The organism is Anaerosalibacter bizertensis, from assembly GCF_009696605.1.
Lineage (GTDB): Bacteria > Bacillota > Clostridia > Tissierellales > Sporanaerobacteraceae > Anaerosalibacter > Anaerosalibacter bizertensis.
The window spans coordinates 77,807-92,912 of sequence record NZ_VULR01000001.1 but is presented as its reverse complement, the minus strand read 5'-3'; the positions used below and the strand labels follow the sequence as shown (position 1 = coordinate 92,912).

Sequence of the window (15,106 nt, the reverse complement as noted above, 5' to 3'; positions counted from 1 at the left end):
TTTATTTATCTTTTAATTATTCTAAAATACCCTACTTAAACTTAAACTATACTGAGGTGATTTTCATGATAATTGGTTCCTGTACACTTAAAATTATTATATACGAATCAAATTCTTTAAAAGATAAAAGACATGTGGTAAAAAGTATAATAGGAAAAATACAATCACGATTTAATGTATCTATTGCAGAGTTAGACTTAAACGATAGCTGGCAAACTTCTTTAATAGGATTTGCTTGTGTAACTAACAACACATCTCATGCCAATAAAATTGTTTCAAATGTGTTGAAATTTGTAGATAGGGATAGTAGGGTAGAAATAATTGATTATAATATAGAAATATTGTAGGTGATTAGTATGAAGAAAGATATTGATAAAAAAGAAGTGGATAAAATTCTGGATATACTAGAACAGCTTTATCCAGATGCAAGGGCTGAATTGAATCATTCAAATAGTTTTGAGCTTTTAATAGCAACCATATTATCAGCACAGTGTACAGATAAGAGAGTGAATATAGTTACTGAAGAGCTTTTCAAAGAATGTAAAACACCTGAGGATTATTTAAAGCTTACTAAAGAGGAGTTAGGAGAAAAAATTAGAACTTGTGGTTTTTATAAAAATAAGAGTAAGAATATTTTAGGAACTTGTAAAATGATCATTGAAGAGTTTGATGGAAAGGTTCCAGATACTAGAGAGGATCTTATGAAACTTCCAGGCGTAGGTAGAAAAACTGCAAATGTAGTATTAAGTAATGCTTTTTCAGTAGATGCAATTGCTGTTGATACTCATGTTTTTAGAGTATCAAATAGGATCGGTTTAGCAAATAGTAAAAATGTATTAGACACAGAAAAGGACTTAATGAATAATATAAAAAAAGAGAGATGGTCAAAGGCTCATCATCTTCTAATTTTCCATGGAAGGAGGATTTGTAAAGCTAGAAAGCCTTTATGTACTAAATGTCCTCTAACTGACTATTGCAATTATTATAAGGAGAATTTTAGGTAAATAATATAGATAAAAAGGGCATAATCATGTATAAAAAACCATAAGATGGAATATTATAAACAAAAAACTGAGGAAGAGCAATCTCATATAAGTTAAGAGAATTATATTTTAAATGTGGAGGAGAATTATGGAGAAAACAAGAAAAGAGAATGAGAAAAATAGATGGATAATAATATATATATCTTTAGCAATAATGCTATTTCTAATTGGATTTTATGGTTTTTTCTCAGTATTAAATAAAGATACAATATATACTGGAGTAAGAGTAGAAAAAATTGACATAAGTAATAAGACTAAAGAAGAAGCTTTAAAGCATATAAAAAAAGAAATGGATAAAGATTTAAATGATAAAAAGATGATATTAAAATTTAAAGATGAAAATTATAGAATAGAGCTTAAAGAACTAGGTTTTTACTATGATTATGAAAAAGCAGTAGATGAATCTTATAAAGTAGGAAGGGAAGGCAATATTTTTAGTAGACTTAAAATTATTTCAAATACTAAAAAACATGGAAAAGAAGTGAAGTTAAAAAGTGGTTATGATTTAAAGTCCATAGATAAAGTAGTCGATAAAATATCTGAAGATATTAAGATAGAAAGTAAAGATGCAGTATTTTACTTTAATCAAGGAAATATATCTATAACAGAAGAGCAAATAGGTAGAAAAGTAAATGAAGAACTTTTAAAAGAGAAAATTAAAAATAATATATATAAGTTAGAGGATCTAGAAATTCCAGTAGAAAAGGTAAATCCTAAAGTTACCAAAGCAGAATTGAGCAAAATTAATGGAATAATAGGCCAATATTCAACTTCTTTTAAAACCAGTAGTAAGGAGAGAAAAGAAAATATTCGTATTGCTGCAAAAGCTTTAGATGGAAAATTATTAATGCCAGGAGCAACTTTTTCATTTAATGAAACAACAGGTCCAAGAAGTAAACAAAATGGATATAAAGAAGCAACTGTTATTGTAAATGGGGAGTTTACGCCAGGATTAGGAGGAGGGGTATGCCAAGTATCTACTACTCTTTATAATGCTATTTTATTATCAAATTTAGAGGTTATAGAAAGACACCCACATTCTTTACCAGTAAAGTATGTACCCCATGGTAAAGATGCAGCAGTAGCTTATGGCGCATTAGATTTAAAATTCAAAAATAATTTTGATTTTCCTGTATATATTCATACCAAGTCAACAGATAATAATGTAAAAATATATATATATGGAGATAAAAACAGAAAAAGATAATAAACTATTATTTCCTCTAACAAAGAAGTTGAAGATATAGCTTAAATACAGAATAATAAATAAAAAATGGAGGAATTAAATTGGAAAAAGTAGAAGAATTGTATGATAAAAAAGTTCAATGTCCCGTATGTAATCAAGAATTCATAACAAATAAGGTTAGAACCTCTAAACTTAGATTAATTAAAAGGGATTCGGATTTTTTAACTTATTATGAAGGGGAGAATCCTATAAAATATAATGTATTTGTATGCCAACATTGTGGTTACGCATCTATGGAGGACAAGTTTCATAATATAAATTCTAAGGAAAAGAAAATTATATTAGATAAAGTATCTTCAAAATGGAATAAAAGAAGCTTTTCAGGCCGAAGAAGTATTGAAAAATCCATCGAAGCATATAAATTATCACTATATTGTGGACAACTATTAAACTTTGAAAAATATAATTTAGCTAATATTTGTTTAAGAACAGCTTGGTTGTATAGAATAAAAAAAGACAGCAATGAAGAAAAAAGATTTTTACATTTTACTTTAGATCTTTACAGGGAAGCCTATTATAATGAATATTTAGCTGATAGCACTATGGACGAATTGACCTTAACGTATTTAATAGGGGAATTTTCGAGAAGATTAGGAAAGAAGGAAGAAGCTTTAAATTGGTTTAACAATGTTTTAAGAAATCCTGAAATAAAAGATAATAGGGTTATTGAAAGAATGACAAGAGAGCAATGGCAATTAGCTAAAGAAAGTTAGTGATAAATGAAAGCACAATAGGAAAATAAATACAGCATCTACAAGGTGAAGAATATTAAAGTTATTATTGCATAATGAGAATGAAGAAGCTGGTATAAGATTTTAGAGAAATATTTAGCTAATATTCTAGTCTTGAATCTGTTAAGATTATTTGATATCATTTCCTTGAAACATAGTATTTAATTAACTAAAGGATGGAGGAATACATATGAAAAGATTTAAAAACAAAAAAATACTAATGTTAGTATTAGTACTAGCATTAACATTGGTTGCTTTTACAGGTTGCGGAAATTCTAATAAAGCAGAAGATAATAATGAGAAGGTTGAAACTGAAGGCGAAAATTCAGCATACCCTCTAGAGGTAGAAGACCAGTTTAAGAATAAAGTCACTATAGAAAAGGAACCTGAAAGGATAGTTTCGTTAGCACCAAGCCATACAGAAATACTTTTTAGTTTAGGATTAGAAGATAAGATTGTAGGAGTAACAAGTTTCTGTGATTATCCGGAAGAAGCAAAAGAAAAAGATAAAATAGGAGATTATGAAGGAATAAATATTGAAAAGGTTATTGAGTTAGAACCAGATTTAGTAGTTCAATATGGAAAAGGTGATGAAGGAATAAATAGTAAAATAAAAGAAGCAGGTATACCTATAGTATCTTATGAACCAGAGTCTATAGATGAAGTAATAAATACTATAAATGAAATAGGCAAAATCACTGGTAAAGAAGAAGAAGCTAAAAAAATAACAGAGGATATGAAAGCCAAAAAAGATGAAATTGTAGATAAAGTAAAGGATGAAGAGAGGGCAAAAGTGTTTTATGAAATATGGCATGACCCACTTATGGCTGCTGGTCCTGGATCTTTTATGGATGAATTAATAAATTTAGCTGGTGGAGAAAATATAGCTAAAGATGCAAAAGAGGAATATACAGAATTTGACCAGGAACAATTGATTGAAAGAAATCCTGATATATATTTAGCAGCTGAAGATACAGAAGATAAAACGGTAGAATCAATAAAATCTAGACCTGGATATGAAACTATAAATGCTGTTAAAAATGACAAGGTATATCTATTAGAACCTAATATAGTTTCAAGACCTGGACCAAGAATTGTAGAAGCTTTAGAACTAGTAGCTAAAACATTGCATCCAGATTTATTTGAATAAAAGCAGGGATTTATATGATATTTAAAAAGTTAAAGAATAAATATGCCACTATAATTATAATATTATCTATCTTATTAATATTTTTTATTGGCTTATTTGCTACGATTGGAACGGCTAATATCAAAGTAGGCGATACATTTAAGATAATATTTTCAAGACTTCCTTATATTAGGGATATGATAGATGTAAGTGGAATATCTGATTCCTATAAGACTATAATCTTAAATATTAGATTGCCAAGGGTATTGCTTGGTGTGTTGGTTGGAGCTAGTCTTGCTAGTGCAGGAACTGCCTTTCAAGGAATGTTTAAAAACCCTATGGCTGACCCCTATGTAATAGGTATATCATCAGGGGCAGCCCTAGGGGCTTCTATTGCCATAATATCAGGAATAGAAATAAATTTCCTGGGAATTTCTTCTACATCCCTTTTTGCATTTTTAGGTTCTATTATTACAGTTTTCACAGTCTACTTTATATCTAAAGTAAAAGGTAAAGTGCCTGCTACCACCCTTTTATTGTCAGGTATAGCTTTAGGCCAATTTTTTACTGCCATAATGTCTTTTTTGATGGTATTGTATACTAAAGATATGGAAAAAATAATTTTTTGGACATTAGGTAGTTTTTCTGGAAAAGGATGGGAACCTTTAATACGTATTACAATACCTACTATAATATCTATTATATTCCTGAATTTTTTTGCTAGGGATTTAAATATAATTCTTACAGGTGAAGAATCGGCTAGAAGTTTAGGAGTAGAAGTAGAAAAGGTTAAAATATATATACTTATATTATCATCATTTATGACATCTATGGTGGTATCTGTAAGTGGAATAATTGGATTTGTAGGTTTAATAATTCCTCATATAGTTAGACTTATGGTAGGACCAGACCATAGAATACTTATGCCAGCTTCTGCATTAGTTGGAGGTATATTTATGATCTTTACTGATACAATTGCAAGAACTATTATATCTCCCACAGAAATACCTGTAGGAATTATAACAGCCTTATTTGGAGGACCCTTCTTCATATATTTATTGCGAAAGAAAAAAAGAGAGATTTAACTAGGGGTGAACATTATGAATTATGCACTAGAAGTTGAAAATTTAAATTTTGCTTATAGGAAACAATTAGTTTTAAAAGATATATCTTTTTTTATAGAGAAGGGACAGTTTATAAGTATTATTGGACCAAACGGCTCAGGCAAATCCACATTATTGAAAAATTTAAGCAATTTATATGATCCGGAAAGTGGTTTTATAAAGGTATATGGTAAGGACATAAAAAAGTACAGGACAAAGGAATTGGCAAAAAATATTTCTCTTGTTCCTCAGGATACAACCATATCTTATGATTTTACTGTATTCGATATAGTAATGATGGGAAGGTTTCCCTATTTAGATAGATTTAAAAAAGAAAATGAAAAAGATTTCAAAATTGTGGCTGAAGCCCTTAAAAAAACAAATACATTTCATTTAAGGAATAGAAATATAAATGAAATAAGTGGAGGAGAAAGGCAAAGAGTTATAATTGCTAGAGCTTTGGCTCAAGAGTCTGAAATAATTTTTTTAGATGAACCTACTAGCCATCTAGATATAAACCATCAAATTGATTTATTAAATTTACTAAAACAATTAAATGAAGAAAAAGGTACTACCATTATATTAGTAATACATGATATTAATTTAGCTTGTAGATATAGTGATAAAATAATACTCATGGATAGAGGAAAAATTGTGAGCAAAGGAACTCCAATAGAAGTTATAACAAGAAAAAATATTGAGAAGGCTTATGGACTAAATGTTATAGTTGAAGAAAATCCTTATACCGATAGTCTTTATATAGTGCCATTATCTTTAAATAATAGCATAGATCAAAATAAAAAAAGTAATAAAAAAATTCATGTAATAGCAGGTGGGGGTACATCAGGAGAAATATTAAGTAAGTTAGAAGAAAAGGGCTATGATGTATCTGTAGGAGTAGTAAATGTAGGAGACAGTGATTGGCAATTAGCAAAAAAATTATCTTTGGATGTAGTAGATGAAAGGCCATTTTCAGCAATAAGTGAAAAATCTTTCAAAGAAAATATGGAGGCAATAGGAAAATCAGATGTAGTAATATTAAGTAGCATACCTTATGGAGAAGGAAATTTAAAAAACTTAGAAGCAGCTTATAATGGATTGAAAATGGGAAAAAAAGTGTATCTAGTAAATAAATATACTAAATATGATAAATTTGATTATACAGAAGGGGAAGGATTAAAGATATTGGAGTCGATGAAAAAAGATGGACTTATAATTATTAACTCTATAGATCAATTTACAAAAGAAGGCTAGAACTAGCCTTCTTTTGTAAATTGCTTTTTATTTGTATTAATATTTTCATATATTTATGGTATACTTTTATGTGGTTTATAAAAAAGATAGGAGGATGTAAATGAAGTATAAATTAATTGCAATAGATATGGATGGAACCCTATTGAATAGTAAAAATGAAATAAGTAAAAAAAACAAAGAAGCTATAAAAAAAGTTACAGATAAAGGGGTTAAAGTAGTACTTTCTACTGGCAGAATCTTTCCTTCTGCATTACATTATGCTAAATCTTTGGAAATAGAAACTCCTATAATAAGCTGTAATGGTGCCTATGTAGCGGAACATGGTAAATTAAATATAATATATGAAAAGCCTATTTCGGTTGAAGCTTCTAAAGAAGTTATAAACTTAGCTGAAAAAAAAGGGATTTATTATCACTTTTATGATGATACTACCTTTTTTGCAAGGAGATTTTCAGAAACAGTTAATAATTATTATAAATTAAATGAAAAAATAGATGAAAAGGAAAGAATAGATATTAGAATAATAGATAATCCTATTGAAATACTAGATGATGAGAAACCTTTAGTTTATAAATTCGTATTTGTAGAAGACGATAGAGAAAAACTTTTAGAGTTTAGGAAAGAAGCTGCTAAAATAGATGGAATTGAAGTGGCAAGTTCCTGGTGGAATAATGTAGAAATTATGAATAAGGGAGTATCTAAAGGAAGAGCATTGATAGAGTTATGCAATGTATTAAATATAGATAGAAGTGAAGTAGTAGCTATTGGAGATAATGAAAATGACATACCTATGCTTAAAATAGCAGGTCTTTCTATAGCTATGGGAAATGGAGAAGAAGAAGTAAAAAAAATTGCTAATGTAGTTACAAAGACAAATGATGAAAGCGGAGTAGGAGAAGCAATAGAAAAGTTTGTATTATAAAGAATATTACATTACTACAGTAATTATGGTATACTTTTTTTAGATAAGCAAAAACTAAGAAAAGAGGAGATTTAAATGTCATTAAATATCGTATTAGTAGAACCAGAAATACCGCAAAATACGGGAAATATAGCTAGAACTTGTGCCCTTACAGAAACTAAACTACATTTAGTAAAACCTTTAGGTTTTTCTGTAGAAGACAAATATTTAAAAAGAGCAGGACTTGATTATTGGAACTTAGTAGATATATTTTATTATGATAGCTTTGAGGAATTGATAGAAAAGCATAAAAAAGAAAATTTTTTTTATGCAACAACAAAAGGAAAGAAAAAGTATACTGAAATGGAATATTTTGATGAATGCTTTTTGGTTTTTGGTAAAGAAACAAAAGGTTTACCAATGAATTTAATTTCTGAAAATTGGGATAGAACTATTAGAATCCCCATGAAAAAAGATATTCCAAGATCCTTAAATCTTGCTAATTCTGTAAATATAATTTTATTTGAATGTTTAAGACAACTTGATTTTCCAAACTTAGAGTAAGAAAATTAATAAAATTAACATAGATTTAACAAATCTTTTAAAAAAATAATGTACTATATATAAGGCTTATTAAAATACTTTATATGAAAAAGTTAGGGGGATTATTAAATGGAAATTGCTTTTGGTGTCTTTGGTGGATTAGGCCTTTTTTTATATGGCATGAACCTAATGGGCATGGGACTTCAAAAAGCTGCTGGAGAAAGATTAAAAAAACTTATTGAAGTTTTAACCAATAATAGGCTTATGGGAGTTTTAGTAGGTGCACTTGTTACAATGATTATTCAAAGTAGTAGTGCAACTACTGTAATGGTAATTGGATTTGTAAATGCTGGACTTATGACTCTTAATCAAGCTGTTGGTGTAATAATGGGAGCCAACGTAGGTACAACTATAACAGCCCAGCTTATAGCTTTTAATTTGACGGACTTTGCTCCAATAGCATTAGGCGTAGGTGTAGGTATATGGTTGTTTACTTCAAGAAAAAGTGCCAAAGATTTTGCTGAAATATTAATAGGATTTGGTCTTCTTTTTATGGGTATGGATTTAATGAGCAATAGCTTGGCACCATTAAGTGAAAATCCTGCTTTTAAAAGCATAATGATAAGTTTAAATGATCCGTTTTTAGGAGTTTTGGTGGGCCTTGGTCTTACAACTATTCTCCAAAGTAGTAGTGCCTCTATTGGACTTTTACAAGCTTTAGCAAGGGAAGGATTAATAAGTCTTAACATTGCATTTCCTATATTATTTGGTGACAATATAGGGACAACTACTACAGCACTTTTATCAAGTATAGGAACTAATAAAACTGCAAAAAGGGCTGCAATAATCCACTTTTTATTCAATCTTATAGGAACAATTATTTTCATGACCTTATTAAGAACACCTATACAAAAAGTAGTTTTAGCGTTAACACCAGGTAATATACAAAAACAAATTGCAAATGCTCATACTATTTTTAATATTTTAAATGTAATTATTCAATTTCCTTTTGCAGGATTATTAGTTAAAGCAGCTAATAAATTGGTGCCTGGTGATATAGAAGAAGAAGGGGTAGGACTTAAATTTTTAGATTCAAGAATAATTGAAACACCTTCCATTGCTGTAGGTCAAGTTTCAAAAGAAGTAAGCAGAATGGGAAAAGTTGTAGAAAAAAACTTAGAAACTTCAGCAAAAGCATTTTTTAGCAAAGATTCAAAATTAATTCAAGAGGTTTTTCAACAAGAAAAAGTAATTAATAGACTTGAAACAGATATTACTGAATATTTAGTAGAGCTTTCAAATGCACCTCTAACTAAGGAACAGCATAATGCAGTGAACACTCTTTTCAATGCAGTAAATGATATTGAGAGAGTAGGGGATCATGCAGATAACTTAGCAGAATTAGCTCAATATAGAATGGATCATAGACTATGGTTTACAGATGATGCAATGGATGAGTTAAAAGTAATGTTTGATAAAGTAGAAAATGTATATATATCAGCAGTAGAAGCATTTAAAAATACTGATTTTAAAAAAGCAGAAGAAGTTCTTAAGATGGAAGAAGAAGTAGATTTTATGGAAAAACAATACAGAGCTAATCATATTGACAGACTAAATAATTTAGCTTGTCAACCAAGTGCAGGAGTAATATTTTTAGATTTAATAAGTAATTTAGAGAGAATTTCTGACCATTCATCAAATATTGCTCAATATGTATTAGATAAACAAAATAGCTAATAATATATTAAATGTTAAATTTTTGTATTGATTGATAATTATATTGTATTTTATGGAATTATATATTATAATAAAAGTGGAAACAATAAAATTCAATAATCTAGTACATACATAATAATAATATCTTTTCACCAACTGTATGAAAAATGCGGGAGAGACCAAAATTTGGCGCCGAAGGAGTAAGTTATAGGTTTTGCCACTCTATAATGAAACTCTCAGGCAAAAGAATCGCATTTGGACAGTTCTCTGGAAAGCGAAAGCACACCGAAGGAGCAATCCTCCTCGTATAGAGGAGGAGAAACTCTCAGGTTATAAAACAGAGTAGATAGGCATAATGTGTCTTTTCTATTCTTTTTTTATACCTAAACTAGATAGAGAAAAAATTAACAATCTTTATTAAAACTGTCAATAGACACATTAATTTTAAAAAAACATGAGTCTTTATAAAAATTAAGGAGAGAAGTCTATGACTGAGTCTATTATAGTAACAAATAATCCTTTAGTTAAAAATAGATTGAAAGAAAAAGTTTTCTTAGAATATTATGATGTTGACTATTTAAAATTGTTAGAAATAGTGAGAGATAAAGTTCACTTAGGATATAAATTATTGACTCATCCATTATCAGGCAGTGTTAAGCCTAACGAAACCCCATATAAAACAGTTATTGTATCAGAAAATAGTAATCTTGATACAGAATCCCTTATGATTATTGAAAACAGTATAGCGACTACAAAAAAAATGTTAGATATCAATAATACACCTCCTTGGAATAAAGAGATACTAGAGGATTTTCAGGTAATAGATTTATCTTTGATTGAAGGGGTATTATATAGATTGTAGTATAAATAAAAATATTTTCGGTAAGTTTAATACCGAGCAGTAAATTATATCCATACTATAATTAAGGAGGAGATGAATTTGACAGAAATTTATGACGTTATAATAATAGGAGCAGGTCCTGCAGGGCTTTCAGCAGGATTATATGCATCAAGATCAAGACTTAAGACTCTAATAATTGAAAAAGAAAAATCTGGAGGACAAATAGTAACTACAAATGAGGTTGAAAACTATCCAGGTTCTATTGAGAACTCTAGTGGACCATCTTTAACAGCAAGAATGGTTCAACAGGCTGATGAATTTGGCGCTGAAAGAATCATTGATACTGTTCTTGAAGTTAATTTAGACGATAAGATTAAAACAATAAAAGGTGAAAAAAACGAATATAAGGCAAAGGCGGTTATAATAGCTACAGGAGCAGTACCTAGACCAATAGGTATTCCAGGAGAAAAAGAATTAACTGGTAAAGGAGTTTCTTATTGTGCTACTTGTGATGGGGCATTCTTTACTGATTTAGAAGTTTATGTAGTTGGTGGAGGAGATGCAGCTGTAGAAGAAGCTATATTCTTAACTAAATTTGCAAGGAAAGTAACTATAATTCATAGAAGAGATGAACTAAGAGCAGTTAAATCTATTCAAGAGAAAGCTTTCAAAAATGAAAAAATAGATTTCATGTGGGATTCTGTTGTTAAAGAAATAAAAGGTGATGGCTTAGTAAGTTCTATGGTAGTAGAAAACACAAAAACTGGGGAACAAACGGAAGTAGTAGCTGACGAAGATGATGGCATGTTTGGTATATTTGTGTTCATAGGATATTTACCTGCAACTGAAATATTTGAAGGTAAGGTTAATATGGAAAATGGCTATATTCCAACTGATGCTGAGATGAGAACAAATGTTGATGGTGTATTTGCTGCTGGTGATTGTAGAGTTAAAACGGTAAGACAGGTAGTTACAGCTACTGGTGATGGGGCTATTGCTGCTATTCAAGCAGAAAAATATATTAGTGAAGTTTTTGATGATTAAAAATATAATTAGGAGGGATAATTATGTTAGAGGTTGACAAAAAAACTTTTGAAGAAGAAGTGTTAAAGGCTGATGGCTATGTATTGGTAGACTTTTGGAGTCAAGGTTGTGAGCCATGTAAAGCACTTATGCCACATATTGAAGAATTAGAAAAACAATATGGAGATAAAATGAAATTTTGCAAACTTGATACAATGAAGGCAAGAAGACTTGCTATTTCACAAAAGGTATTGGGTTTACCTGTTATTGCTATATATAAAGATGGAGAAAAAATTGATGAAAGAGTTAAAGAAGAAGCAACAGAAAAAAGTGTAGAAGAAATGATTAAAAAGTATGTTTAGATTTTAATTCTAGGCATATGCCTAGAATTAAAATAGATATTTTTTAAAACAAGAGGAGGTGACTGTATGCGTCTGGAATTAGGCTATTTATTTATTGAAGATGTTCAATTTGCCGAAGAGACAAAACTAGAAAACAAGACATTATATGTAAACAAAAATGAGCTAGTAAATCTTATTAAAGAAGATGAACATTTTGAAAAAGTAGATTTAGAATTGGCAAGGCCAGGTGAAAGCATTAGAATAACACCTGTAAAAGACGTTATTGAACCAAGGGTTAAAGTAGAGGGGCCAGGAGGAATATTCCCCGGAATGATTTCCAAGGTAGATACTGTTGGAAGTGGTAAAACCAATGTGTTAAAAGGCTGTGCAGTAGTTACTGCAGGAAAGATAGTAGGGTTTCAAGAGGGTATCATTGATATGACTGGTCCAGGAGCTGATTATACTCCATTTTCTAAATTGAACAATATAGTTTTAGTTTGTGAACCTAAAGAGGGACTTAAGCAACATGAACATGAAAGAGCATTAAGAATGGCTGGATTTAAGGCTGCTACTTATTTAGGAGAAGTAGCAAAAGATTTGACTCCTGATGAAGTAGAAATTTTTGAAACAGAGCCTATGCTTGAAAGTATCAATAAGTATCCAGAACTTCCAAAAGTAGCTTATGTTCAAATGCTTCAAAGTCAAGGTTTACTTCATGATACCTATGTTTATGGCGTAGACGCAAAAGAGTCTTTACCAACTATTATTTATCCAACAGAAATAATGGATGGTGCAATTGTTAGTGGAAACTGTGTTTCAGCATGTGATAAGAATACAACTTATCATCACTTAAACAATCCGGTAGTCAAAGATTTGTTTGCAAAACATGGTAAGGAATTGAATTTTATTGGAGTAATAATCACTAATGAAAATGTTTATTTGGCAGACAAGGAAAGATCATCAAATTGGACAGCAAAACTAGCTGAGTTCTTAGGATTAGATGGAGTGCTAATCTCTCAAGAAGGCTTTGGTAATCCAGATACAGATCTTATTATGAACTGCAAGAAAATAGAGCAAAAAGGTATAAAAACAGTAATAATTACAGATGAATATGCAGGAAGGGATGGAGCAAGTCAATCTCTTGCAGACGCTGATCCACTAGCTAATGCTGTAGTAACAGGTGGAAATGCAAATGAAGTAATAACTCTTCCTCCAATGGATAAAATTATTGGAGATACAAGTTATGTAGATACAATTGCAGGAGGATTTGATGGAAGTTTGAAAGAAGATGGTAGTATAGTTGTAGAATTACAAGCTATAACTGGAGCAACTAATGAACTTGGTTTTAACAAATTAACTGCTAAAGGTTATTAAGAGATATTAAAAAATAAGAAAGGATGTGAGAATATGTCACTATTTGATGGTAAAAAGATAATAATTATAGGTGACAGGGATGGTATACCAGGACCAGCTATTGAAGAGTGTATAAAGACAACTGGTGGCGAAGTAGTTTTCTCATCAACTGAATGTTTTGTCTGAACTGCTGCAGGAGCTATGGACTTAGAGAATCAAAAGAGGGTTAAAGAAGCTGCTGAAAAATACGGTGAAGAAAATGTAATCGTATTAATAGGTGGAGCTGAAGCGGAAGCTGCAGGTTTAGCAGCTGAAACTGTAACAGCAGGAGACCCAACTTTTGCAGGTCCATTAGCAGGAGTCCAGTTAGGACTTAGAGTATATCATGTTGTAGAGCCAGAATTTAAAGAAGCAGTAGATCCAGATGTTTATGACGAACAAATTGGTATGATGGAAATGGTTTTAGATGTTGATGAAATAATTGAAGAAGTTAAAGGCATAAGGGACGAGTTTTGTAAATTTAATGATTAATACCCACTTAAATACGAGAGAGGGGGGGAGTAAATGGCAAAAATCAAAGCTGTTCACTATATAAATCAGTTTTTTGCAGGAATAGGTGGAGAAGAAAAAGCAGATTATAAACCAGAGGTTCGAGAAGGAATTGTTGGACCGGGAATGGCTATAAATGCTGGATTTAAAGGAGAAGCTGAAATAGTTGCAACAATTATATGCGGTGACAGTTATTTTAATGAAAATATTGAAGAAGCTAAAAGCGAAATAGTTGAAATGGTAAAAAAATATGATCCTGATATTTTCATAGCAGGTCCAGCTTTTAATGCAGGAAGATATGGTGTAGCTTGTGGAACTATAACAGATGCAGTTCATAAAGAATTGGGCATACCTGTTTTAACAGGTATGTATGTAGAAAATCCTGGTGCAGATATGTTTAAGAAAAGTGTTCATATAGTTTCAACTAAGAATAGTGCAGCAGGTATGAGAAGTGCAGTGAAGCAAATGGTACCATTAGCATTAAAACTTGCTAAGGGAGAAGATATAGGATCTCCAGAAGAAGAGGGATATATTGCAAGAGGTGTAAGAAAGAATTATTTTGAAGAAAAAAGAGGTTCTGAAAGAGCTGTGGATATGCTCCTTAAGAAATTAAAAGGAGAAGAGTTTGTAACAGAGTTTCCAATGCCCGACTTTGACAGGGTAAAGCCAGAAGCAGCTATTAAAGATTTGTCAAAGGCAAAAATTGCGTTGGTTACATCTGGTGGAATTGTTCCTAAAGGAAATCCAGACCATATAGAATCTTCTAGTGCTTCTAAATATGGAAAGTACGATATTGAAGGCATCGATAATCTAACTAAGGAAACTCATGAAACAGCTCATGGGGGATATGATCCGGTATATGCAAATGAAGATCCAGATAGAGTGTTACCAGTAGATGTTTTAAGGGATTTGGAGAAAGAAGGCAAAATAGGAAGCCTTCATAGGTACTTTTATACAACAGTGGGAAACGGAACAGCTGTTGCTAGTGCAAAGGCTTTTGCGGAAAAAATTGCAAAAGAGCTATTATCTGATGGAGTTAATGCAGTTATCTTAACTTCCACTTGAGGTACCTGTACACGTTGCGGAGCAACGATGGTTAAAGAAATTGAAAGGGCAGGAATTCCTGTAGTTCATATGTGTACTGTAACTCCTATTTCTATGACTGTAGGAGCTAATAGGATAGTACCAACAATAGCAATTCCTCACCCATTAGGTAACCCTAATTTAGATTTTGAAGAAGAAAAAAGTCTTAGAAGAAAATTAGTGGAAAGAGCTTTAAAAGCTTTAATCACTGAAGTAGAAGAGCAAACAATATTTGAAGAGTAGTAATAAA

General features: G+C 30.6%; 16 protein-coding genes and 2 riboswitches. All 16 genes read left to right on the top strand.

The window, feature by feature from the left end; translation table 11 throughout:
- The first annotated feature begins 65 nt into the window (after positions 1-65).
- The 16 genes from FYJ27_RS00410 (at position 66) to grdB (ending at position 15,099) form a co-directional block, all read left to right on the top strand.
- Entirely contained in the window at positions 66-347 is a 282-nt protein-coding gene (locus FYJ27_RS00410; RefSeq protein ID WP_154481431.1) for a DUF503 domain-containing protein, read from the top strand.
- A gap of 9 nt (positions 348-356) precedes the next feature.
- Complete coding sequence (nth, locus tag FYJ27_RS00405; protein WP_154481428.1) at positions 357-1,004, top strand: endonuclease III; 648 nt, start codon at positions 357-359, stop codon at positions 1,002-1,004.
- Positions 1,005-1,131: 127 nt separating this feature from the next.
- The gene (locus tag FYJ27_RS00400) at positions 1,132-2,250 is read left to right on the top strand and encodes a VanW family protein (RefSeq protein ID WP_195839046.1); all 1,119 of its coding nucleotides are present in this window, start codon (positions 1,132-1,134) and stop codon (positions 2,248-2,250) included.
- 80 nt (positions 2,251-2,330) lie between these two features.
- The gene (locus FYJ27_RS00395; RefSeq protein WP_154481422.1) at positions 2,331-3,002 is read left to right on the top strand and encodes a DUF2225 domain-containing protein; all 672 of its coding nucleotides are present in this window, start codon (positions 2,331-2,333) and stop codon (positions 3,000-3,002) included.
- A gap of 208 nt (positions 3,003-3,210) precedes the next feature.
- Positions 3,211-4,170, top strand: coding sequence for an ABC transporter substrate-binding protein (locus tag FYJ27_RS00390; protein ID WP_154481419.1), 960 nt, complete (start codon positions 3,211-3,213; stop codon positions 4,168-4,170).
- A 14-nt stretch (positions 4,171-4,184) separates the two neighbouring features.
- Positions 4,185-5,234: a FecCD family ABC transporter permease gene (locus FYJ27_RS00385; protein ID WP_154481416.1), complete on the top strand. Its 1,050-nt coding sequence runs from the start codon at positions 4,185-4,187 to the stop codon at positions 5,232-5,234.
- A 15-nt stretch (positions 5,235-5,249) separates the two neighbouring features.
- Positions 5,250-6,506 carry a heme ABC transporter ATP-binding protein gene (locus FYJ27_RS00380; RefSeq protein WP_154481413.1) on the top strand — a complete coding sequence of 419 codons (1,257 nt, stop codon included), beginning with the start codon at positions 5,250-5,252 and terminating at the stop codon, positions 6,504-6,506.
- A gap of 100 nt (positions 6,507-6,606) precedes the next feature.
- Positions 6,607-7,428, top strand: a complete 822-nt coding sequence (locus FYJ27_RS00375) for a Cof-type HAD-IIB family hydrolase (protein WP_154481410.1) — start codon at positions 6,607-6,609, stop codon at positions 7,426-7,428.
- Positions 7,429-7,503: 75 nt separating this feature from the next.
- Complete coding sequence (trmL, locus tag FYJ27_RS00370) at positions 7,504-7,971, top strand: tRNA (uridine(34)/cytosine(34)/5-carboxymethylaminomethyluridine(34)-2'-O)-methyltransferase TrmL (RefSeq protein ID WP_154481407.1); 468 nt, start codon at positions 7,504-7,506, stop codon at positions 7,969-7,971.
- Between the two features lie 108 nt (positions 7,972-8,079).
- Entirely contained in the window at positions 8,080-9,687 is a 1,608-nt protein-coding gene (locus FYJ27_RS00365) for a Na/Pi cotransporter family protein (RefSeq protein WP_154481404.1), read from the top strand.
- A gap of 139 nt (positions 9,688-9,826) precedes the next feature.
- A riboswitch (glycine riboswitch) is annotated at positions 9,827-9,928 on the top strand.
- A gap of 1 nt (position 9,929) precedes the next feature.
- Positions 9,930-10,011, top strand: a riboswitch (glycine riboswitch).
- Between the two features lie 142 nt (positions 10,012-10,153).
- On the top strand, positions 10,154-10,528 hold the full coding sequence (locus FYJ27_RS00360) for a GrdX family protein (protein ID WP_154481401.1): 375 nt from the start codon (positions 10,154-10,156) through the stop codon (positions 10,526-10,528).
- 87 nt (positions 10,529-10,615) lie between these two features.
- Positions 10,616-11,551, top strand: coding sequence for a thioredoxin-disulfide reductase (gene trxB, locus FYJ27_RS00355; protein ID WP_216385557.1), 936 nt, complete (start codon positions 10,616-10,618; stop codon positions 11,549-11,551).
- Between the two features lie 23 nt (positions 11,552-11,574).
- The gene (trxA, locus tag FYJ27_RS00350; protein ID WP_154481395.1) at positions 11,575-11,892 is read left to right on the top strand and encodes a thioredoxin TrxA; all 318 of its coding nucleotides are present in this window, start codon (positions 11,575-11,577) and stop codon (positions 11,890-11,892) included.
- Positions 11,893-11,958: 66 nt separating this feature from the next.
- Positions 11,959-13,245, top strand: coding sequence for a glycine/sarcosine/betaine reductase component B subunit (locus FYJ27_RS00345; protein ID WP_154481392.1), 1,287 nt, complete (start codon positions 11,959-11,961; stop codon positions 13,243-13,245).
- A gap of 33 nt (positions 13,246-13,278) precedes the next feature.
- Positions 13,279-13,755 carry a glycine/sarcosine/betaine reductase complex selenoprotein A gene (gene grdA, locus FYJ27_RS00340; RefSeq protein ID WP_154481389.1) on the top strand — a complete coding sequence of 159 codons (477 nt, stop codon included), beginning with the start codon at positions 13,279-13,281 and terminating at the stop codon, positions 13,753-13,755.
- 33 nt (positions 13,756-13,788) lie between these two features.
- Positions 13,789-15,099, top strand: coding sequence for a glycine reductase complex selenoprotein B (gene grdB / locus FYJ27_RS00335; protein ID WP_154481386.1), 1,311 nt, complete (start codon positions 13,789-13,791; stop codon positions 15,097-15,099).
- Positions 15,100-15,106 lie beyond the last annotated feature (7 nt).